This is a genomic window from Shimia litoralis, assembly GCF_005518135.1.
In the GTDB taxonomy this organism is placed as follows: domain Bacteria; phylum Pseudomonadota; class Alphaproteobacteria; order Rhodobacterales; family Rhodobacteraceae; genus Shimia_E; species Shimia_E litoralis.
Map to the genome: position 1 here is coordinate 150,404 of NZ_SULI01000003.1, position 20,824 is coordinate 171,227.

Sequence of the window (20,824 nt, forward strand, 5' to 3'; positions counted from 1 at the left end):
GTAAGCCCGCGGCCCGTGGGATCAACCCCCAGCGACCGATACCACCTGTCCCTGAACGGATCTCCATGCACCGGAAACCAATTCGTAGCCCAGGACACGATCAGGGTTGGTCGGCGGCGGCATCACCACATCCTTGAGCGGGTGAAACCCGAACCGGCGATAATATGGCGCATCCCCCACCAGCAACACACGCTGCCAGCCCAGTTCAGCGGCAATCGCAAGACTTTCGCGGATCAAAAAGCCCCCTAACCCTTCACCTTGACGGGTCGGGTGAACGGCGACAGGCCCCAAGAGCAGCACATCTTGCCCCCCGACGCGCACGGGCCAATAGCGGATCGCGCCCCCCAAAATGCCATCGGGGTCACGTGCCACCAAAGACAGGCCTTCGACCGGTGGAACACCATCACGCAAGCGGTACGACGACAGGGCTTCACGCCCGGGCGCAAAGCACAAATCGTACAGGCCCTCGACCTCCCACCAATCGTCTTTGGTTTCCTGTGCCAGCTGCACGACAAGCCTCGCCTTCGTTATCTTTTTACGTGGAAACCGCCCTAGCATGGCGTATCGTTATGAGCAAACCCATAGGAAAGCGTTCTGAATGTTCTATCTGCCCAAAGACGGCCATGGCTTGCCGCATAACCCCTTCAATGCGCTGATCACGCCGCGCCCTATTGCATGGGTGTCGACGCAAGACAGCGATGGACATGCGAATTTGGCACCGTACAGTTTCTTTAACGGCACCGCTTATGTGCCCCCTCAGGTGATGTTTGCCTCAACCGGTGTTAAGGCGGATCAGGACAACACCAAAGATACGCTCGCCAATATCCGCGCCACAGGTGTATTTTGTATCAACGTTGTAGAACAGGCTATGACCGAGGCCATGAACGTGACCACCGAAACATTCCCCAAAGATGTCGACGAATTCGCGCGTGCCGGCCTTGACGTGGCACCATGCAAGACGATCGACTGTCCGCGCGTTGCCAGCGCTCCGGCAAGCCTCGAATGCCAGATGACGCAAATCATCCCCCTAAAGGGCGAGGCAAATTATGTCATTCATGCCGAGGTCATCGGCATCCATTTGCGCGACGATTGCGTGGTCGATGGAAAGTTTGACGTATCAACGTTCCGCCCCCTCGCACGCTTAGGGTATCGGGACTATTCGGTGGTGGACAACACCTTCACGCTTGAACGCCCTGACGACACATAAAAAGGCCCCTATCACAGGGGCCTCAGATCATGTGTTTCACAAGAGGGTCTGTGCCCTGAGGGGTGGCGGACCGCCATCCCCGAGATATCCAGCGCGCCGCAGGCGCACCTTATACCTAATGTCCGCCTAGAATTCCGGTTTTCACCGAGTAATCGACAGCGATCTCGTATTCTGGATCATCATCACTATCCACAATCAAGTGCCCTGCGCGGCTCAACAACTCGTGACAGTCACGGCTAAGGTGGCGCAATTGGATAGCCTTGCCAGCCGCTTCGTATTTTGCGGCCACTGCCTCGATCGCCTGCAATGCAGACTGGTCAGCGACACGGCTTTCCTTGAAATCCACGATGACACGGTCTGGGTCATGCGCAATATCAAACAGCTCGACAAATCCTTCAGAAGACCCAAAGAACAGCGGGCCTTGAATTTCATAGACCTTGGCGCCCTCCTCGCTTGTAGACTCGCGGGTAATGGCATGAATGCGTCGCGCGTTGGTCCACGCATAAGCAAGCGCCGAAACGATCACCCCAACGACAACAGCAACCGCGAGGTCTTCCATCACAGTGACCACTGTCACCAAGACAATCACAAAGGCATCCGTCAACGGAACTTTGGTCATGATCTTAAGTGAATTCCACGCAAAGGTGCCAATGACGACCATGAACATCACGCCCACAAGGGCCGCCAGAGGAATTTGTTCAATCAAAGGTGACGCGGCCACAATGAACAATAACAGGAACAATGCCGCCACAATTCCTGCGATACGCGTACGCCCGCCAGATTTCACATTGATCATCGACTGACCAATCATGGCACACCCGCCCATGCCGCCGAAGAACCCGGTGAGCACGTTGGCTGATCCCTGTGCGATACATTCTTGAGAGGCACCGCCACGCTTGCCTGTCATCTCTCCGACAAGGTTCAAGGTGAGCAGGCTTTCGATCAACCCAATCGCCGCAAGGATCACGGCATATGGCAAGATGATTTTGAACGTCTCAAAATTGAACGGCGCAAGAGCCGTGCCATAGATGCCCAGACCTTCCCCAAACGGGTTGTGGAATTGCGGTAGCCCCCCTTCGATAGAGGCCAGATCGCCAACCCGCGGCACATCAAGCCCAAAGCCAATCACAATGGCGGCGACAATACCGATACCCGCCAAAGGCGCAGGAATGATCTTGGTGATCTTAGGTGTCGCCCAGATGATCGCCATTGTGCAAATCACCAAACCCAGCATCAAATACAGAGGCATCCCAGACAGCCACTCGCCACCGCTCATGCCATGGCCCGTATTCACGACAGATCCCGGGACCTTGAATTGGCTCATTTGCGCCAGAAAAATCACAATCGCCAGACCGTTCACAAACCCAAGCATCACGGGATGCGGCACCAGTCTGATGAACTTGCCCCAGTGCATGATCCCAGCAAAAACCTGAAGAATCCCCATCAGAACGACCGTTGCAAACAGATATTCAACCCCGTGTTCGGCCACCAGCGCGACCATCACAACAGCCAACGCACCAGTTGCGCCGGAAATCATACCCGGACGCCCACCAATCAACGCCGTGATCAACCCGACCATAAAGGCCGCATACAAGCCCACAAGCGGATGCACCCCCGCGACAAAGGCAAATGCCACTGCCTCGGGAACCAGCGCGAGCGCCACAGTCAACCCCGATAGGATTTCAGTCCGGACACGTGCCACAGACCAGCCCTCGTCCTGCATTATGGAAAGATTGGGCGGGGAAATACGATTGGCCAACAGGGCCAGAGCGGCGCGTCTCATGAGTGATAACCTGCAATAGAAGGATTGTGTGCTTCCCGCGTGCCTATAGAAACCGTGCCGTTCGCACAATAGGTCATGTCACCTGTGCCCTTACTGCCATACCCCTATGTGGCCATCACATCGCGTTACCCCATTCCAGTATCATGCCTCACGCATTGCCAATCCTCGCACACCACGCCATGAATATCACAAGCGAACCTATCAGGAGCCTATTCATGAGCGAACCCGCACGCGACACCATAATTGCCGTCATCGGTGGATCAGGTATTTACGACATCGAAGGTCTGGAAGACGCACAATGGCAACATGTGGCGTCCCCTTGGGGGGCACCTTCCGACCAGATCCTGACGGGGACATTGGACGGGGTCAAAATGGCCTTTTTACCACGTCACGGGCGCGACCATGTCCACGCGCCGGCCACAGTGCCGTATCGTGCCAATATTGACGCACTCAAGCGCCTTGGCGTCACCGATGTCATATCTGTGTCCGCCGTCGGCTCGTTTCGCGAGCACATGGCCCCGGGGGATTTTGTGATCGTTGATCAGTTCATTGATCGTACAATTGCACGCGAAAAGTCATTTTTCGGAACTGGGTGTGTGGCACACGTCAGTGTCGCCCATCCCACGTGCGAACGCCTGTCTGATGCCTGTGAAACCGCAGCGCGCGGGGCTGGCATCACGGTCCACCGCGGCGGCACCTATCTTGCCATGGAGGGCCCACAGTTCTCGACACTGGCCGAATCCAAAATGTATCGCGAAAGCTGGGGATGTGATGTGATTGGCATGACGAACATGCCAGAAGCAAAACTCGCACGCGAAGCAGAGCTTTGCTATGCGTCTGTTGCCATGGTCACCGATTATGACAGCTGGCACCCCGACCATGGTGAGGTCGATGTGACCGCAATTATCAAAACCCTGACGGGCAACGCCGAAAAGGGGCGCACATTGGTTGCAGCACTCCCGGCACTCTTGGGGGGACAGCGTGATCCCTGTGTCCACGGATGTGACCGTGCCTTGGAATTCGCAGTTTTGACCGCACCCGAGGCACGTGACCCGGCCCTGATGGCAAAATTGGACGCTGTCGCCGGACGTATCCTCTAGGCAAAACCCATCGGACGGGACGTCAGGTCTCGTCCGATGATACGTTTTCTTTCATGAAAACCCGGATAAAGCGGCGAATTTCGCGCGCCGCGCTTGTATCCATATCCTTGCACAAATCCACAAATGCATCGCGTTCGGCTTTGTCCAGACGCAAGACCAACTGGCTGTCCTTTTTGCCGACCTTTTTGGTATCTTTTTTTGCCATTTTGCCCCGAGTGGAATGAGTGTTGCCTTTTGTAAATCATTTGTATATACAATAAATATACAAATGCTAGACTAACATAGCTGAGGTCATTCGAGAAAGGAATTGGAAAATGAACTTGATTGCTGCAAAGACCATGCTCGTCAAAGATCGTATGGATTGGCACAAACCACATTTGAACTGGATGTCATCCAAGATGTATCGCTTCTTTCACAAACGCAGCCAGTAACCTTAGGTCCTGCGTTAATCCGCCTCTTGCGTCGACGCGACAGTTCGGCCAAACGGGTCCCGCAAAATCCTAAAGGGGCCAGTCATGCGCAAGAACAAAGATGTCAAAGATTATATCCGCACGATTGTTGATTTCCCCCACGAAGGGATCATGTTTCGCGATGTAACCACGTTGTTTGCTGACCCACGTGGATTTCGCATGGCAATCGACCAAATGCTGCACCCCTTTGCAGGCGAGCGTATCGACAAAGTTGTTGGCCTTGAGGCACGCGGGTTCATCATGGGCGGCGCAATTGCCCATCAGCTGTCCGTCGGCTTCGTGCCGGTGCGCAAAAAAGGCAAGCTCCCCGGAACAACCATTTCGGAAGAATATACGCTGGAATACGGTGAAGCGATCGTTGAAATTCATGACGACGCCATTCAACCGGGTGAAAAAATCCTTGTGGTTGACGATCTATTGGCGACGGGTGGCACCGCAAAGGCTGGCATCAAACTGATCGAGCGCCTTGGCGGTGAAATCATTGCCTGCTCCTTTATTATCGACCTGCCGGAACTGGGCGGGCGCAAAAAATTGGAAGACATGGGCATGAATGTGTCTGTGTTGTGCGAGTTCGACGGTCTCTAATCCACAGCGCCTCATGCGGGCGGCGGGCGCGGCAACAAATGACGTGCCAAAACACATGCTCGCCGCGCCCAAACTTTTCCGAGGCTCGCCGCGCAGTTGCGCGGCGTTTATGCGCGTAAAACGGCACCGGGATTCATGATGCCAACCGGGTCGAGCGCGCTCTTGATGGCCCGCATCGCCGCCAATTTGACGGGATCGCCGTATTTTTCAAGATCAGGCACCTTCATACGCCCCACCCCGTGCTCGGCACTGAACGATCCATTATATTCCTGCACCAGATCATGAACAACTCGCTTCACGTCGTCACGCAGAGGGTCATAGTCCGACCGATCCCGCCCCCGCGCGGGAAAGACGTTATAGTGCAAATTCCCATCCCCGAGATGTCCAAAGCAATTGACGCGCAAATCGCCCAGTTCGGCAATTTTTTCGCCGCCACGGGCAATAAAGTCTGGCACGGCCCCAAGTGGGACAGAAATATCATGACTACACACTGAGCCAATGCGTTTGTTCGCAACCGGAATATGTTCCCGAAGGGACCAGAACTCGGTCCGCTGTCCGGTATTTTGCGCTACAAGACCATCCTCGACCAGACCCTGCTCCATCCCCAATTCGAACAGGTCACTCAGAGCCGCATCAGCATCTTGATTAAGCCCCAACTCGATAAGCACCATCCATTCCGGTATTTCTGGGAAAGGTTGGCGGATATCTGGCAATGTCTCTGCTACAAATTCAGGGCCTTGCCGATGCATCAGTTCAAATGCGCTAATGGCATCCCCGACACGTGTGCGCGCCAAAGACAAGAGGTCCAGCGCGGCTTGCGGCGATGGCACGACCATCAGAGCCGTGCCAAGAGATGCCGGGCGCGGTGCGAGCTTCAGCGCCGCCGCAGTGATGATGCCCAACGTCCCTTCAGCGCCGATCAACAGGTTTCGAAGATCATATCCAGTGTTATCTTTGCGCAACCGCGTCAGACCATTCCAAATCTCGCCATTTGGCAGAACGGCCTCGAGACCAAGGCAGAGATCACGCGTATTGCCGTATCGCAAGACATTCACCCCCCCCGCGTTCGTGGCCAAATTTCCGCCGATCTGGCAGGAACCTTCTGCCGCAAGCGACAACGCAAACATGCGATCTTTTGCTTCCGCCGCGGCTTGGATATCTGCCAATATGGTGCCGGCTTCAGCCACAAGCACATTCTCGAGCGGATCAACGTCGCGCACCGCATTCAGCCTTTCGAGAGACAAGATCAGAGGCATCGGGCCTTCGGGCATCACTTGGCCACCAACAAGACCAGTCCCCCCGCCGTATGGCACAATGCCGACCGGCGCCTGAGCACAGAGTTTTACGATACGCGCCACGTCTTGCACTGTGCGCGGCAAAGCCACCATGCCACCGTCCTGACCAACGTATCGGCCACGAGGTTCTTCAAGATAACGTGGGTCCGCAGGGCGAATAATGTCGTCAGAGAGCGCGTTGCGAAGGGTGGTCAAAAAGGACTTGGAAATTGCGTTAAGTTTCATGGAACTATCCTCGCATACTGTATTGATCTGTCCAAAGCCCCAAGTGATATCGTCACAAAGCGCATGGAGCCCAGATACCGCAGGTCGCATGACTGTTCCAGATATGACCAGATCGCGAGCACCTATCTCACGAAACTTTGCCTAGCTCTGCCCCGCCAACGTGCGACCACGGCGGTCGTTTCTCAGTGCCGCATACAGCACATGCGTGCGCCAGCGCCCATCAATCTGCAAATAGCTTTGTGCAACACCTTCATACTTGAAGCCCGATTTCTCGAGCACCCCGCGCGACGCAAGATTTTCCGGCAGGCACGCCGCTTCAATCCGGCTGAGCCCCATTTGCACAAAGGCATGATGCACCACAGCTTCAATCGCCTCGCGCATATAGCCTTGGCGCGTATAGTTTTGACCGATCCAATACCCCAATGTGCCCGCTAAGGATGGGCCGCGCCGGATATTGTCCAACGTGATAGCCCCCAACAGAGCGTCATCTTGGCGGCGCACCAGAAACAAGGGAACCGCATGGCCGTTGTTGATAGATCGCTGTGCCCAGTACACGCGATTGGTAAAGCTCTTGCGCGTCAGGTGATCCTTGGCCCATGCGGGTTCCCAGGGAATTAAAAAATCACTGCTCTCGTGGCGCAACGCCGCCCATGTGCGATAATCCGAATGCACAGGCGGGCGCAGGGTCAGCCGGTCGGTCTCGATCTTGACCTTACGCCTGCCCAACAACATTACGCCGCGCGCCGTCTTTGCAAGGTTTCAAGGCTTGGTGCCTGTGACACAGGTCCATAAAGCGCCATCGCGGGCCGTGCCTTGACAGCCATGAGTTCGGCAAACCGGCGCACATCTGCTTCGCTGACCGCATCAATGCGTGCCACCGTTTCGCTCAGATCTGGTACGCGGTCCCAAATCGCCAGCATACGGGCCAAACGCTCGGCGCGGCTTGAAGGGCTTTCCAACCCCATTAGCATGCCGGCCTTCATCTGGATTTTGGCACGAGCAATTTCTTGCCCCCCCATATCATCCGCCGCACGCTTGAGTTCATCAATTGTGATCTCTGCAAGTTCTGCAACTTGATCCCCAGACGTGCCCGCATAGATCGTGGTCATACCCGTGTCGGCATACGCACCAGTTTGGGCATAGATTGTATAGCACAGCCCGCGTTTTTCGCGGATCTCTTGGAACAGGCGACTCGACATGCCGCCGCCAAGCGCCGTGCTATAGACTTGGGCGGTATAGATATCCGGATGGCTGTAATCCGGGCTTTCCAAACCGAACGCAAAATGGGCCTGCTCCAGCGTTTTCTCTGTGCGGTATTCCCCACCCTGAAACCGCGCGGGTTCAATCAATATCGACGGGCCACCCTCAAGATGGCCAAACATGTCTTCGGCGGCGCGGATAATCTGGTCATGATCCACTGCGCCCGCCGCGGACAAAATCATCCGATCCGGGCGATAATGTTCTGCGACAAAACCTGACAGGTCTTGGCGGTCAAATCCACGCACCCGTTCTTCGAGACCCAAAATCGTCCGACCCAGCGGCTGATCCGGATAGGCACGCTCCTGAAGCCAGTCAAAGATGACGTCGTCTGGCGTATCCAAAGCCTGACCGATTTCTTGCAAAATCACGCCGCGTTCGGTTTCAATTTCATCAGGGTCGAAAATGGGGTTCATGACGATATCGCCAATCACGTCCATCGCAAGTGGCACGTCCCCCTTCAGAACACGCGCATAATACGCTGTCACTTCACGGCTGGTATAGGCATTGATATATCCGCCGACATCTTCAATCGACTCTGCGATCTCAAGTGCTGTGCGCTTCTTGGTGCCTTTGAAGGCCATGTGTTCCAAAAAATGCGCAATGCCGTTTTGGGCAAACCGCTCGTGGCGGCCACCTGCATTCACCCAAATTCCGATTGATGCTGATTCCAGCCCGGGCATGTGTTCTGTGATGACACGAAACCCGTTCGGCAAAGTATGAAGTTTTACAGTCAACGCGCTGCAATCCGATCTTTGATAAGAGCTTGAAGATGCCCAAGGTCATTTGGAACGCGCGTCACGCGCTCGGGTTTGTCCATCATATCCGCCATATGCGGTGGCAACGCAGGGCGTTGACCCATGGCCTTTTCGACCGCATCCGGGAATTTGGCAGGATGCGCGGTGGCCAAGGTGACCATCGGGGTCGACGACAGGTTTTCATTGCCAACTTTGACGCCAACAGCGGAATGCGGGCACAGGATTTCACCAGTACCGACATAGGCCGACGCAATCGTTGCCATCGTTTCGTCTTCTGAGGCACGGCCCGAGTCAAAATGATCGCGCAGCGTTTCCATGGCGCCCTGACTGATCGCAAACGCGCCGCCTTTAAGTTCATCCATCAATTGCGCCACGGCATTGCCGTCTCGCCCATAGGCGTCAAACAACGCCCGCTCGAAATTCGAACTGACTTGGATATCCATGGACGGGCTGATCGACGGCACAACGCCTTCTTTAGTATAGCGGGCAGTGTCCATGGTCCGGTGCAAGATGTCGTTCTGGTTTGTCGCAATCACCAGACGCTCGATCGGGAGACCCATTTTCTTGGCGATATAGCCGGCAAAAATATCGCCAAAGTTCCCCGTTGGCACGGTAAAGGACACCTTGCGATGAGGCGCGCCAAGGCTCACTGCGGTTGAGAAATAATATACCACTTGGGCCAAGACACGCGCCCAGTTGATCGAATTGACCCCCGCCAAGCGCACGCCATCGCGGAAGTCAAAGTCATTGAACATATCCTTAAGTGCCGCTTGGCAATCATCAAAATCGCCATCCATCGCCAAAGCATGCACATTGGCATCATCGGGTGTTGTCATCTGTTTGCGCTGAATGTCTGACACCCGTCCGTGCGGGAACAAGATAAAGACATCGACGTTGTCCAAACCGCGAAATGCTTCGATGGCTGCCGACCCTGTGTCGCCGGACGTAGCACCCACAATGGTGACCCGTTCATTGCGGCGCGCCAGCGAAAACTGGAACAGTTGACCAATCAACTGCATCGCAAAATCTTTAAAGGCCAAGGTTGGCCCGTGGAACAGCTCCATCAGGAAATGGTTCGGGCCCAGTTGCACCAGAGGGGCGCGTGCATCATGGCGAAACCCCTCGTAGGCGCGCGCGATGATGCCCTTGAATTCATCGTCGGTAAACGCATCGCCCACAAAAGGCCGCATCACCCGAAAGGCAATGTCTTCATATGACAGACCAGCCAGCGCTGCGATGTCGTCTGTCGACATCGTCGGGATGGTTTCGGGCACATATAGCCCCCCATCACGGGCCAAGCCAGTCAGCATGGCTTCTTCAAAGCTCAGAACAGGGGCGTCGCCGCGGGTCGAAATGTATTTCAAGGGACTCAGGCCTTTTTGGTTTTGCGCATCCGGCGCAGGTAATAAAGCGTCATGGCCGCCCAGACAATCGCCAGACCGTACCATGTCACAACATATTGCAAGTGATCATTGGGAATGCCAGCACTGTCCACCGGCAAAGGCGTGATTGAGGGCGCATTTTCAGAGGTATCGCGCGCAATCACCAAAACCGGTTCGGTTTTCAACGCCGCCGCCATTGTCGGCACGTCACGGGAAAACCAGATATTTCCGGCCACATCATTTTCTGGTGTATAACTGTCGATCTCGTCGGGCCAGTGAAGATTGCCGACAATCGTCATCGCGCCCCCTGCATGCGGTGCGTCTTTTTGGGCGACTTTGACAAAACCACGATCCACCATAATTTGACGACCACTGTCGGTTTGGAACGGTGAAATAATTCGATACCCTGCCCCGACCTGTTTGACGGACACCAAAACATGCAGTGCGTCCTCGGACATCACGCCACTGACCTCGACCGGCAAGAAGCGGTCAGTCACCGGATCAGGGTTTTGGGGCAGTGCCACGGGCGCATCCGCTATCCGGCTTTCGATCTCGGCCAGCACATCAGCCTTCCAATGCATACGCTGGACCTGCCAGTTGCCAAGCGACACCAATACGATGGTCCCAAGGATGCCAAAGAACAAAGGTAAAAACAGACGGCGCAAAGAAGGACCTTTCAAAAAGTAACGTCGCGGATGGCATTGCCAACCGCGACGTTCTTTATGCGTTATTGTTGCGATATTTCAACCGCAAACCTTAAGCAGACGCGGGCTTAGCCGCCCCAGATGTACACTGCGGCAAACAGGAACAGCCATACAACATCCACAAAGTGCCAGTACCAAGCCGCGGCTTCAAAACCGACGTGGTTCTGTTGGGTGAACGCGCCACGTTCCAGACGGATCAGACACACCAGCAAGAAGATGGTTCCGACAACAACGTGGAAGCCGTGGAAACCGGTCGCCATGAAGAATGTCGCACCATAGATGTTGCCCGAGAAGCCAAAGGCCGCGTGGGAATACTCGTAGGCTTGGAAAATGGTGAACAAGACACCCAAAGCCACCGAAAGGATCAAGCCCCATTTCATGTCTTTGCGGTTGTTTTCATGCGCCAGAGCATGGTGCGCCCAAGTCGCGGCCATTCCGGAGCACAACAGGATCAAGGTGTTGATCAGCGGCAAATGCCATGGATCAAAGGTCTCGATCCCTGCGGGGGGCCAGACACCGTCAATCGCGGGGCTATCCGGACCCATTGGGTACATCGCGTGTTTAAAGAAGGTCCAGAACCAAGCGGCAAAGAACATGACCTCGGACATGATGAACAGGATAAAGCCATATCGCAGGCCGATCTGCACAACGGGCGTGTGATCCACACCGCCATTGCCCTCGGCGGCGACTTCGGCCCACCAACCGTACATCACGTACAACACCAGAACCAAGCCGATGAAGAACATGTAAGGGGTCACTTCACGCATCCAGAGCACGGCTCCGAACAACATGATGAACGCACCAATTGACCCAAGCAGGGGCCAAAGGGACGGCGGCAGAATGTGATAGTCGTGGTTTTTAGCGTGCGCCATATTTTTCTTTTCCCTCGTTGGAAGGCTTGTTAGCTCTAGTTTACTTCGGTTTCGGTCTCCTGCGTCAAGGAAACAGTTTCCTCGGGCAGGTCGATTTCATGGAACGTATAAGACAGTGTGATATGTTTCACATACTGTCCCTCACGGTCGTTGACGATTTCAGGATCAACATAAAACGTCACGGGCATGGTGACCCGCTCGCCGGGTTGCAGCGTCTGTTCTGTGAAACAGAAACAGTCGATCTTGGAGAAGAAATACCCTGCATCATACGGTGTCACGTTATAACTTGCCTGACCTGCTACGGGGCGATCTGTAGGGTTATAGGCCTCGTAAAAAGCAAGACCTGTTTCACCAATGCGTAGCGTCATTTCGCGTTGCAGGGGTTTGAACTCCCACGGCATGCCGCGCTGTTTGCTGGCGTCGAATTTGATCTTGATGGTTTTGTCCAAGATCACGTCGGATCCGGCGTCGGCTACATTGGTCACACCGCCAAAGCCGGTGACACGGCAGAACCAATCGTAAAACGGTACTGACGCCCACGCCAGCGCACCCATGGTAATCACCAGGCCCACTGTTTGTGCAACAGTTTTCGTTTTAGGATCCATCGCCATCAGCCTTGCCCTTTGAAGGCAGACGGCTCAAGGCCGCCTTGCGTGACCTTGACAACAGTCAGGCCAAATACGATGCCGATAAAGGCCAAGAGCACCAGCGCAAGACCGACATTCCGGCCAAACCTCCGTTTGTGCAATTCGTGATCGTCATGAAAGCTCATGTTCACCAGCCCCCCAGTCCATAGGGTGCCAGCGTCGCTTCTGCTAGGATGGCCCCAAAATGCAAGAATAGATACAATAGCGACAATCCAAAAAAGGATTTCTCGCGCTTATACCCGTCGGCCTCGGAGACCTCTTCGTTCCGGCGCCAAATCGAAATCGCGCCCAGAATGAACAGACCATTCAAAATCAAAGCTGTGGTCAGATAGATCGGACCACCCACGCCAGTAAAGGCCATGCCAATCGCAACAACCGCCAACAACAGGGTGTACACAAGGATATGGTTGCGTGTGACGCGGCGACCGTGGGTCACGTGCAACATCGGCACGCCAGCATCTTTGTAGTCAGACTTCATAAACAGACACAGCGCCCAGAAGTGCGGCGGCGTCCACATAAAGGTCAGGGTGAACATCAACACGCTCTCGATTGAGACACCACCGGTGGCCACGGCCCAGCCGATCATCGGAGGGAACGCGCCCGCGGCGCCACCAATCACGATGTTCTGCGGTGTCCAGCGTTTGAGCCACATGGTGTAAATCACCACATAGAAGAAGATCGTGAAGGCCAGAAGCAAGCCAGCAAAGATGTTCGAAGCCAGCGCAAGCATGATACAAGAAAACACCGACAGGGTGATCCCGATCGCAAAGGCCTCGTCGCGCGATACCTTTCCTGCTGGAATGGGGCGCGACTGGGTCCGTTTCATGACTGCGTCAATGTCGGAGTCCCACCACATATTCAACGCGCCAGAGGCCCCGCCGCCAACTGCGATAAACAGGATCGAGGCAAACGCCACCATCGGATGTACGGATACAGGTGCTGCCAACAGCCCAACCATGGCTGTAAAGACCACAAGCGACATCACGCGGGGCTTTAGCAACGCGAAATAGTCACCAAAGCTGGCTTCTTGTGGGGTCGCTTGCGTATCAAAGCTGGCGTCAGTCATTCTGTCTTCCGTTGAAAAATGCGCCGCAGCGCATCGGATGTCAAAAGCATAAGGGTGCGCTTGTCACGCACCCTTGATGTTTACTTAATCGATGCAACCTGAACGGCTGAGGGGATCGAAGCGTATTCTTCCTTCGCACCCTTGAGCCACTCTTCATATGCCTCTTCGGACACCACCTTGACGGTGATTGGCATATAGGCGTGATCTTTGCCGCAAAGCTCTGAACACTGGCCAAAGTAAATGCCCTCACGCTCAGCTTTGAACCAAAGCTCTGCAAGGCGGCCCGGCACGGCATCTTGCTTGACGCCAAAGGCCGGAATGGTCCAGCTGTGGATCACGTCCGCGCCTGTCACTTGCATCACGACGACCTTGCCGATGGGGACCACGACTTGCGTGTCGGTCGCCAGAAGATACTCGTCTTCGTTATAACCATTTTCGGCAAGCTCTTCACGTGGAAGCAGGAAGCTTTCGAACTCGAAGCCGTGATCAATATACTCGTAACCCCAATACCATTGGTATCCAGTCACCTTAATCGTGATGTCGCCTTCTGGGATTTCCTGTTGCTTGAACAGAACAGGCAAGCTGAACGCCCCGATGAACACCAAGATGATGATTGGACCAAGCGTCCAAGCAATCTCGATCGGTGTATGGTGTGTCAGAGTCGAAGGAGTCGGGTTTGCGCGGCGGTTAAACCGTACAATCACAAACAGCAGCAACGCTGAGACAAGAATCACAATTGCGGTGATAATCACAAGAATCATGTGATCCAAAGATTGCAGATCACGCGCAAGTTCGGTCGCCGCGGGTTGGAAACCCGTTTTGCCATCCACGGGCTTGCCCACGGTTTCAACTGCCTGCGCAAACGCGGGAACGGCAGTAAAAGAAGCCATAAGGCCCAGGATTGTCGTTAGAATTCGCATAGTTCACCCTGATCGGTTTCAGTGTTATTCGTTTATGTTCCTTGCGGAAAAACCATCAACTTGACGGAATGCCGCTTTTGTATCGCTGCTAGAAACCATATTCTCACAGCCAAATAAAGGAGGCAGTCCGCGTCAAACGGACGCTTTTTTTGATTTAGATCAAATTCCGAGGGGAAAATCCATATGACCCAGATCAAATTCTCACCTTTTGAGACGTCTTTAGACCCAGACAGGGCATTATTGCATCTACGGGCCGCGACTGAAGGGGCCGATGACGGTGAATTGTTTCTGGAACGCCGCCGCGCCGAAGCCTTGGTATTTGATGACGGGCGCTTGAAAACGGCGTCATACGATGCCTCGGAGGGGTTCGGGCTGCGTGCCGTGCGTGGCGACGTGTCCGGATATGCACATTCCTCGGAAATTTCAGAATCTGCCCTCGTGCGCGCCCTCGAAACAACACGCTTGGCCGTTGGCGATGGCGGAGGCGTTCTTGCTGCGGGACCGACGCCCACAAATCATCGACTATATACAGACGAAGACCCCATCGCGGGCGCACCCTTTCCGGTCAAGATTGACACGCTGCGCGAGATAGACGCCTTTGCGCGTGACCAAGACCCCCGGGTCGTTCAGGTCTCGGCCACTCTGGCTGCATCTCACCAAGAGGTGGTGATTTTGCGCCCAGACGGTCAACAGGTGACAGATACGCGCCCAATGACACGTGTAAATGTGTCCGTGATTGTCGAACAGGACGGACGCCGCGAAACCGGCACAGCTGGTGGAGGCGGTCGCTTGGGGCTGGACGGATTGTTGGCGGCCTCAGATTGGCAAGCCAAAGTGCGCGAGGCCTTGCGCGTGGCTCTGATCAACCTCGAGGCGGTCCCTGCCCCGGCTGGTCCGATGCAGGTTGTCCTTGGGCCCGGTTGGCCGGGCATTTTACTTCACGAAGCCGTCGGGCACGGGCTTGAAGGAGACTTCAACCGCAAAGGGAGTTCAAAGTTCTCGGGCCAAATCGGCACGCAGGTTGCGTCTCGCGGGGTGACTGTTGTGGATGACGGCACAATTCCTGATCGGCGCGGCTCCATTACCGTGGATGACGAAGGCACGCCGTCTGCGAGAAATGTCCTGATCGAAGACGGTATCCTCGTCGGTTACATGCAAGATCGTCAAAACGCGCGGCTAATGGGCGTCTCGCCCACTGGCAACGGACGCCGCGAGAGTTATGCCCATCCGCCCATGCCGCGCATGACCAATACATACATGCAGGGCGGCGAATCCGATCCGGCAGATTTGGTCGCCTCGCTCAAGGATGGGATATATGCGGTCGGCTTTGGAGGTGGACAGGTCGACATTACAAACGGCAAGTTTGTCTTTAGCTGCACCGAGGCCTATCGCGTGGAAAATGGCAAGATCGGTGCCCCTGTAAACGGCGCTACACTGATCGGCGACGGCGCATCAGCAATGAAACAAATCCAAGGGCTTGGGAATGACATGATGTTGGATCCCGGTATGGGGAATTGTGGCAAAGCTGGCCAATGGGTCCCCGTGGGCGTCGGTCAACCCACCGTTTTGATGGACGGGCTGACCGTTGGCGGGTCAGCAGCCTAGCGCGCGGTGGCCCGTATAAACACGAGAGCATCTCGCAATAAGTGAGATGCTCAAGGCATGGTTTACGTGTCGTTAACTGTCTTCGGGCTATTCATGATTCTGCAAGTAGGCGGAACCACGGATGACCGAAGACCACATTTCTTCCACTCACCCCCAACTCCCACCCACCACGGAAGAACACCGTTGTGCGTGGCTCCGTCTCTTGCGATCCCGACGCGTTGGCATTGCCACATTTTACCGATTGATGGCGCAATATGGCAGTGCAGAGGCTGCGCTGGAGGCACTTCCGGACATTGCGCGTGATGCCGGAGAAACGAATTATTCACTTTGTCCGGTTGGGGTGGTTGCTGCGGAAATGAAAGCGGCGGCGGCGGCTGGCGCCCGAATGGTGACCGTGGCAGATCGTCAGTATCCGGCAAATCTGAAAACCATTCCTGATGCCCCGCCAATCTTATGGGCTTTGGGGGACCTTGGCCTGCTGAATCGTCCCCTTGTTGCCTTGGTCGGGGCGCGCAATGCATCGTCCTTGGGGACGCGCATGGCCAGATCACTGGCCAAAAACCTTGGCGACGCAGGATTTACCATCGTGTCGGGGTTGGCACGCGGCATTGACACCGCGGCGCATCACGCCGCGCTCGAAACAGGCACGATCGCGATCTTTGCAGGTGGCGTTGACGTCACCTATCCCGCAGAGAACGCAGATCTGTCCAAGCAGATGGCCACTCACGGCTTGCGCCTGTCGGAACAGCCCATGGGCACAGTTCCGCAGGCGCGTCATTTTCCGGCACGCAACCGCATCATTTCAGGCATCGCAACTGCGGTGGTTGTGGTCGAGGCCGCCGCAAAGTCGGGCAGCCTGATCACGGCCCGCAATGCCTTGGATCAGGGCCGAGACGTCTTGGCCGTGCCAGGACATCCTTTTGATGCACGCGCATCCGGATGCAATATGTTGATCAGAGACGGCGCCACGCTCGTGCGCTCGGCAGACGACATTCTGGAAGCCATCAATATTTCCCCCAAATTCGCAAAGACCGCTCAGCTTGACCTACCTATGCCACAAGCGGCAACGCCAAAACGTAGCCTAAGCGACACCGCGAGCCTGCACATGGAAATTCTTAATCGCCTAGGCCCGTCCCCTGTCGCCGAAAATCAGCTTATTCGCGACCTGGGCACATCCGCACAATCAGTTTCAAATGTCTTGGTCGATCTCGAGATCGACGGACGCATTCAACGACAATCTGGTGGCCTTGTTTCGCGCACTTAGCGGATGGCGTGCACCTTCATGCTCCGACCAAATCAACGGTGAAAACAGCCGGACGCGCCAGATAAATTTTCCTTCCATTGACATTCCCCCCTTTCACACCACATTTTTCGCCGCCATAAGCGGCCTTGAGAGTCGAGAGGAAATGAAATGCCTGTAGTCGTTGTCGAATCCCCAGCAAAAGCGAAAACTATCAACAAATACTTGGGGTCAGACTATACTGTTCTGGCATCTTACGGCCACGTGCGTGACCTTCCACCCAAAGACGGAAGCGTCGACACCGAGAACGATTTCGACATGAAATGGGAGGTCGGCTATGATTCTCGCAAGCATGTCAAAGCCATTGCCGATGCTTTGAAAGAAGATAACAACCTTATTCTCGCGACCGACCCCGACCGCGAAGGAGAGGCAATCAGCTGGCATCTTGAAGAGGCACTGCGCAAGCGGCGCGTGATCAAGAAAGACACCCCCGTCAGCCGCGTCGTATTTAACGCGATTACCAAATCGGCCGTCACCGAAGCTATGAAAAACCCGCGCCAAGTCGACCAGCCTCTGGTCGATGCCTATTTGGCACGGCGTGCGCTGGACTATTTGGTGGGGTTCAACTTGTCGCCGGTGCTTTGGCGCAAACTGCCAGGCGCAAAATCTGCCGGCCGGGTGCAATCTGTGTGCCTGCGTCTGATCGTCGAACGCGAGATGGAGATCGAGGCCTTTAATCCACGCGAATACTGGACGGTCAAAGCGCTGCTGGGCACGCCACGCGGGCAAGAGTTTGAGGCCCGTCTGACGATTCTGGGCGGTGACAAACTGGATAAGTTTGGTATTGAGACCTCTACTGCGGCGGAGCTGGCCGTTCAGGCCATCCAATCGCGCGACCTTTCGGTGGCGAAGGTGGAAGCAAAACCCGCCAGCCGGAACCCGTCTGCCCCCTTTATGACGTCAACGCTCCAGCAAGAAGCAAGCCGCAAATTTGGCATGGGCGCACGCCAAACCATGAGCACTGCGCAGCGCTTGTACGAAGCCGGTTACATTACATATATGCGTACCGACGGGATCGACATGGCCCCCGAGGCCGTCACTGCAGCCCGTGACGCAATTACAGACCGCTATGGCGCGGAATACGTGCCCGCCAGCCCGCGCATCTATAAAAACAAGGCCAAGAACGCGCAAGAAGCGCACGAGTGTATTCGTCCAACCGAAATGACCCGCTCTGTTGACGAACTTAAGGTCACGGATGCCGATCAACGCAAGCTGTATGATTTGATCTGGAAACGCACGCTGGCCTGCCAGATGGAAGGCGCGCGTCTGGAACGCACAACGGTCGACATCGCCAGCGATGACGGTCAGATCGGGTTGCGCGCAACAGGTCAGGTCATGTTGTTTGACGGATTCATGCGCGTCTATGAAGAAGGGCGCGATGACGCCGTGGTCGATGACGATGACAAGCGCTTGCCCCAAATCATGCAGGGCGAACCTGCGGACAAACGCACGGTCGCCCCGGAACAGCATTTCACCCAACCGCCGCCGCGCTATACCGAGGCCACACTTGTCAAACGCATGGAAGAACTGGGCATTGGCCGCCCATCGACCTATGCCAGTGTCATCACCACGATCCAGGATCGCGAATACGTTCGCAAAGACAAAAATCGCCTGTTCCCAGAAGACAAAGGGCGCATCGTTACGATCTTTTTGCTGAATTTCTTCAGACAATACGTCGGATATGAGTTCACCGCGAACCTCGAAGAAGAGCTGGATGACGTCAGCGCGGGAAACCGAGATTACAAAACTGTCCTGTCGCGGTTCTGGAAAGACTTTTCTGCCGCAATTTCAGACACTTCAGAGCTGCGCATTGCGGCAGTTCTTGATATTTTGGATGATGCCCTGGCTCCTCAATTGTATCCACCACGCGAAGATGGCTCTGACCCGCGCGTGTGTCCAAAATGCGGCGCAGGTCAGTTGCACCTGAAAACCTCTCGTACCGGCGGTTTTGTCGGCTGCGGAAACTATCCTGAGTGCACGTATACCCGCCCCATCGCAGGCGAAGGTGCCGACGGCGATGAGCGTGTCTTGGGCGAAGACGCAGGCGATGAAATCTGGCTTAAGGCTGGCCGTTTCGGCCCTTATGTGCAACGCGGCGAACCGACGCCTGAAAACAAAAAGCCCCCGCGCGCGTCGTTGCCACGTGGCTGGAACAAAGAAGACATGGATCTGGACAAGGCTCTGACGTTGCTCAGTTTGCCGCGCGAGTTGGGCGAGCATCCAGAAGGCGGCATGATCACAACCAACTTTGGGCGTTTTGGCCCATACATCATGCATAAACTGCCCGACGCAGAAAAACCGACATATGCCAATCTCAAGGATCCCAATGATGTCTTTGAAGTGGGCATGAACCGCGCCGTGGAATTGCTGGCTGAAAAGCGCGCAAATCCAGGTCGTGGACGAAGCGCAGCCGCCAAACCCCTTAAAGAACTTGGCGAACACCCGGATGGCGGCGGGCCGGTAAATGTTCTGGATGGTCGATATGGCCCCTATGTCAAATGGGAAAAGGTCAATGCGACGATCCCAAAGGACATTGATGCAGCGAACGTGACGATGGAACAAGCGGTCGAATGGATTGCCGAAAAAGCAGCCAAAAAACCCACACGCAAAAAGGCCGCGCCAAAAAAGGCAGCCACGAAGAAAGCACCTGCGAAAAAAACAGCGGCGAAAAAGGCTCCAGCAAAGAAGCCCGCAGCTAAGTAACAATTGAATTTTCTGTATCGCCGCCCCGTCCAACTCAACTTGGGCGGGGCGTTTTTGCGAGACTGCGCGCCAGTGGCATCGTTGACGTGTTCCCAGTACATTGCGCAGCGCATAACGCCCATGTCGCGGGCAGTAGTAATACCTAGCACCTCTCAATTTGTTGACTCCGCGCTGACCTCACGTCAAAAACCAAGGCAATTCCGGATCATAGGGAGACTTCCATGAAAAAAGTGTATTCGAATGCCGCAGACGCGCTCGACGGGCTGCTGCATGATGGCATGTTTATCGCGGCAGGCGGTTTTGGCCTTTGCGGCATCCCAGAGTTGTTGCTGCAAGCCATCAAAGAAGCAGGCACCAAAGATTTGACGTTTGCGTCCAACAATGCGGGCGTGGATGATTTTGGTATTGGCATCTTGCTTCAGACCAAACAGGTCAAGAAGATGATTTCTTCCTATGTGGGCGAAAACGCAGAATTCATGCGCCAATATTTGTCTGGTGAATTGGAACTGGAATTCAATCCGCAAGGCACCTTGGCCGAGCGCATGCGTGCTGGCGGCGCGGGCATCCCCGGTTTCTTTACGAAAACTGGCGTGGGCACCGTGATTGCCGATAACAAATTTGAAAAGCAGTTTCCCACAGGCCAAGATGGCGCGATGGAAGACTATATCATGGAAGAAGGCATCTTTGCCGACCTAGCCATTGTAAAGGCGTGGAAAGCGGACGAAACCGGAAACCTCGTATTCCGCAAAACGGCCCGCAACTTTAATGCGCCCGCTGCAACATGTGGCAAAATCTGTGTTGTCGAAGTCGAAGAAATTGTTCCAACAGGGTCGCTGGATCCGGATTCAATCCATCTTCCCGGCATCTATGTGCATCGCATCATCCAAGGTGATCACGAGAAACGCATCGAACAGCGCACCACGCGCCCTGCAGCATAAGGAGTTC

At 55.3% G+C, this 20,824-nt stretch carries 20 protein-coding genes; 7 read left to right on the forward strand and 13 right to left on the reverse strand.

Features of this window, described 5'->3' with window-relative positions:
• Nucleotides 1-21: 21 nt before the first annotated feature.
• Nucleotides 22-558 (reverse strand): GNAT family N-acetyltransferase, encoded by a 537-nt coding sequence (locus tag FAP39_RS04180; RefSeq protein WP_138015129.1) that lies wholly within the window; start codon nucleotides 556-558, stop codon nucleotides 22-24.
• Between the two features lie 40 nt (nucleotides 559-598).
• Here FAP39_RS04180 and FAP39_RS04185 point away from each other — a divergent pair, with 40 nt between their 5' ends.
• Nucleotides 599-1,207 (forward strand): flavin reductase family protein, encoded by a 609-nt coding sequence (locus FAP39_RS04185; RefSeq protein ID WP_138015130.1) that lies wholly within the window; start codon nucleotides 599-601, stop codon nucleotides 1,205-1,207.
• Between the two features lie 115 nt (nucleotides 1,208-1,322).
• Here FAP39_RS04185 and FAP39_RS04190 read toward each other — a convergent pair whose 3' ends face one another.
• Nucleotides 1,323-2,990 (reverse strand): SulP family inorganic anion transporter, encoded by a 1,668-nt coding sequence (locus tag FAP39_RS04190; RefSeq protein ID WP_138015131.1) that lies wholly within the window; start codon nucleotides 2,988-2,990, stop codon nucleotides 1,323-1,325.
• A gap of 215 nt (nucleotides 2,991-3,205) precedes the next feature.
• On the opposite strand from FAP39_RS04190, the gene FAP39_RS04195 reads away from it, so the two are divergent.
• On the forward strand, nucleotides 3,206-4,090 hold the full coding sequence (locus tag FAP39_RS04195) for an S-methyl-5'-thioadenosine phosphorylase (protein ID WP_138015132.1): 885 nt from the start codon (nucleotides 3,206-3,208) through the stop codon (nucleotides 4,088-4,090).
• A 22-nt stretch (nucleotides 4,091-4,112) separates the two neighbouring features.
• On the opposite strand, the gene FAP39_RS04200 is transcribed toward FAP39_RS04195, so the two are convergent.
• Nucleotides 4,113-4,295, reverse strand: a complete 183-nt coding sequence (locus tag FAP39_RS04200; RefSeq protein ID WP_138015133.1) for a hypothetical protein — start codon at nucleotides 4,293-4,295, stop codon at nucleotides 4,113-4,115.
• A gap of 310 nt (nucleotides 4,296-4,605) precedes the next feature.
• Here FAP39_RS04200 and FAP39_RS04205 point away from each other — a divergent pair, with 310 nt between their 5' ends.
• The gene (locus tag FAP39_RS04205) at nucleotides 4,606-5,145 is read left to right on the forward strand and encodes an adenine phosphoribosyltransferase (RefSeq protein ID WP_138015134.1); all 540 of its coding nucleotides are present in this window, start codon (nucleotides 4,606-4,608) and stop codon (nucleotides 5,143-5,145) included.
• Nucleotides 5,146-5,252: 107 nt separating this feature from the next.
• Here FAP39_RS04205 and FAP39_RS04210 read toward each other — a convergent pair whose 3' ends face one another.
• The 10 genes from FAP39_RS04210 to coxB form a co-directional block, all read right to left on the reverse strand.
• On the reverse strand, nucleotides 5,253-6,665 hold the full coding sequence (locus FAP39_RS04210) for an FAD-binding oxidoreductase (protein ID WP_138015135.1): 1,413 nt from the start codon (nucleotides 6,663-6,665) through the stop codon (nucleotides 5,253-5,255).
• Between the two features lie 141 nt (nucleotides 6,666-6,806).
• Nucleotides 6,807-7,397: a GNAT family N-acetyltransferase gene (locus tag FAP39_RS04215; RefSeq protein ID WP_138015136.1), complete on the reverse strand. Its 591-nt coding sequence runs from the start codon at nucleotides 7,395-7,397 to the stop codon at nucleotides 6,807-6,809.
• Complete coding sequence (locus FAP39_RS04220; RefSeq protein WP_138015137.1) at nucleotides 7,397-8,659, reverse strand: M16 family metallopeptidase; 1,263 nt, start codon at nucleotides 8,657-8,659, stop codon at nucleotides 7,397-7,399. Before FAP39_RS04220 ends, FAP39_RS04215 begins: the two co-directional genes overlap by 1 nt.
• Nucleotides 8,656-10,044 carry a threonine synthase gene (gene thrC, locus FAP39_RS04225; protein ID WP_138015138.1) on the reverse strand — a complete coding sequence of 463 codons (1,389 nt, stop codon included), beginning with the start codon at nucleotides 10,042-10,044 and terminating at the stop codon, nucleotides 8,656-8,658. The genes FAP39_RS04220 and thrC overlap by 4 nt, the downstream gene beginning before the upstream one ends.
• Before the next feature lie 5 nt (nucleotides 10,045-10,049).
• Nucleotides 10,050-10,727, reverse strand: coding sequence for an SURF1 family protein (locus tag FAP39_RS04230; protein ID WP_138015139.1), 678 nt, complete (start codon nucleotides 10,725-10,727; stop codon nucleotides 10,050-10,052).
• 107 nt (nucleotides 10,728-10,834) lie between these two features.
• Nucleotides 10,835-11,638 (reverse strand): cytochrome c oxidase subunit 3, encoded by an 804-nt coding sequence (locus FAP39_RS04235; protein ID WP_138015140.1) that lies wholly within the window; start codon nucleotides 11,636-11,638, stop codon nucleotides 10,835-10,837.
• Between the two features lie 35 nt (nucleotides 11,639-11,673).
• Nucleotides 11,674-12,249, reverse strand: coding sequence for a cytochrome c oxidase assembly protein (locus FAP39_RS04240; RefSeq protein ID WP_138015141.1), 576 nt, complete (start codon nucleotides 12,247-12,249; stop codon nucleotides 11,674-11,676).
• Nucleotides 12,249-12,410 carry a hypothetical protein gene (locus FAP39_RS17465; protein ID WP_171006773.1) on the reverse strand — a complete coding sequence of 54 codons (162 nt, stop codon included), beginning with the start codon at nucleotides 12,408-12,410 and terminating at the stop codon, nucleotides 12,249-12,251. Before FAP39_RS17465 ends, FAP39_RS04240 begins: the two co-directional genes overlap by 1 nt.
• Before the next feature lie 2 nt (nucleotides 12,411-12,412).
• Nucleotides 12,413-13,351, reverse strand: coding sequence for a heme o synthase (gene cyoE, locus FAP39_RS04245; RefSeq protein WP_138015142.1), 939 nt, complete (start codon nucleotides 13,349-13,351; stop codon nucleotides 12,413-12,415).
• Between the two features lie 80 nt (nucleotides 13,352-13,431).
• Nucleotides 13,432-14,271 carry a cytochrome c oxidase subunit II gene (coxB, locus tag FAP39_RS04250; RefSeq protein ID WP_138015143.1) on the reverse strand — a complete coding sequence of 280 codons (840 nt, stop codon included), beginning with the start codon at nucleotides 14,269-14,271 and terminating at the stop codon, nucleotides 13,432-13,434.
• Nucleotides 14,272-14,454: 183 nt separating this feature from the next.
• Between coxB and tldD the strand changes: the two genes are divergently transcribed.
• From tldD to FAP39_RS04270, 4 genes are all read left to right on the forward strand, one after another.
• Nucleotides 14,455-15,876 (forward strand): metalloprotease TldD, encoded by a 1,422-nt coding sequence (gene tldD / locus FAP39_RS04255; RefSeq protein WP_138015144.1) that lies wholly within the window; start codon nucleotides 14,455-14,457, stop codon nucleotides 15,874-15,876.
• Between the two features lie 121 nt (nucleotides 15,877-15,997).
• Complete coding sequence (gene dprA, locus FAP39_RS04260; RefSeq protein ID WP_138015145.1) at nucleotides 15,998-17,140, forward strand: DNA-processing protein DprA; 1,143 nt, start codon at nucleotides 15,998-16,000, stop codon at nucleotides 17,138-17,140.
• A gap of 147 nt (nucleotides 17,141-17,287) precedes the next feature.
• Entirely contained in the window at nucleotides 17,288-19,879 is a 2,592-nt protein-coding gene (gene topA / locus FAP39_RS04265; protein ID WP_138015146.1) for a type I DNA topoisomerase, read from the forward strand.
• A gap of 221 nt (nucleotides 19,880-20,100) precedes the next feature.
• Nucleotides 20,101-20,817, forward strand: coding sequence for a CoA transferase subunit A (locus FAP39_RS04270; protein ID WP_138015147.1), 717 nt, complete (start codon nucleotides 20,101-20,103; stop codon nucleotides 20,815-20,817).
• The last annotated feature ends 7 nt before the right edge of the window (nucleotides 20,818-20,824 follow it).

Excerpts from the sequence above, each read along its gene's own strand:
- FAP39_RS04190 (WP_138015131.1), bottom strand. The coding sequence starts at position 2,990 with ATGAGACGCGCCGCTCTGGCCCTGTTGGCCAATCGTATTTCCCCGCCC.
- FAP39_RS04210 (WP_138015135.1), bottom strand. The coding sequence starts at position 6,665 with ATGAAACTTAACGCAATTTCCAAGTCCTTTTTGACCACCCTTCGCAAC.
- FAP39_RS04205 (WP_138015134.1), top strand. The coding sequence starts at position 4,606 with ATGCGCAAGAACAAAGATGTCAAAGATTATATCCGCACGATTGTTGAT.
- FAP39_RS04240 (WP_138015141.1), bottom strand. The coding sequence starts at position 12,249 with ATGGCGATGGATCCTAAAACGAAAACTGTTGCACAAACAGTGGGCCTG.
- cyoE (WP_138015142.1), bottom strand. The coding sequence starts at position 13,351 with ATGACTGACGCCAGCTTTGATACGCAAGCGACCCCACAAGAAGCCAGC.
- FAP39_RS04195 (WP_138015132.1), top strand. The coding sequence starts at position 3,206 with ATGAGCGAACCCGCACGCGACACCATAATTGCCGTCATCGGTGGATCA.
- dprA (WP_138015145.1), top strand. The coding sequence starts at position 15,998 with ATGACCGAAGACCACATTTCTTCCACTCACCCCCAACTCCCACCCACC.
- tldD (WP_138015144.1), top strand. The coding sequence starts at position 14,455 with ATGACCCAGATCAAATTCTCACCTTTTGAGACGTCTTTAGACCCAGAC.
- FAP39_RS04235 (WP_138015140.1), bottom strand. The coding sequence starts at position 11,638 with ATGGCGCACGCTAAAAACCACGACTATCACATTCTGCCGCCGTCCCTT.
- FAP39_RS04215 (WP_138015136.1), bottom strand. The coding sequence starts at position 7,397 with ATGTTGTTGGGCAGGCGTAAGGTCAAGATCGAGACCGACCGGCTGACC.
- FAP39_RS04270 (WP_138015147.1), top strand. The coding sequence starts at position 20,101 with ATGAAAAAAGTGTATTCGAATGCCGCAGACGCGCTCGACGGGCTGCTG.
- coxB (WP_138015143.1), bottom strand. The coding sequence starts at position 14,271 with ATGCGAATTCTAACGACAATCCTGGGCCTTATGGCTTCTTTTACTGCC.
- FAP39_RS04180 (WP_138015129.1), bottom strand. The coding sequence starts at position 558 with ATGCTAGGGCGGTTTCCACGTAAAAAGATAACGAAGGCGAGGCTTGTC.
- topA (WP_138015146.1), top strand. The coding sequence starts at position 17,288 with ATGCCTGTAGTCGTTGTCGAATCCCCAGCAAAAGCGAAAACTATCAAC.
- FAP39_RS04200 (WP_138015133.1), bottom strand. The coding sequence starts at position 4,295 with ATGGCAAAAAAAGATACCAAAAAGGTCGGCAAAAAGGACAGCCAGTTG.
- FAP39_RS17465 (WP_171006773.1), bottom strand. The coding sequence starts at position 12,410 with ATGAGCTTTCATGACGATCACGAATTGCACAAACGGAGGTTTGGCCGG.
- FAP39_RS04185 (WP_138015130.1), top strand. The coding sequence starts at position 599 with ATGTTCTATCTGCCCAAAGACGGCCATGGCTTGCCGCATAACCCCTTC.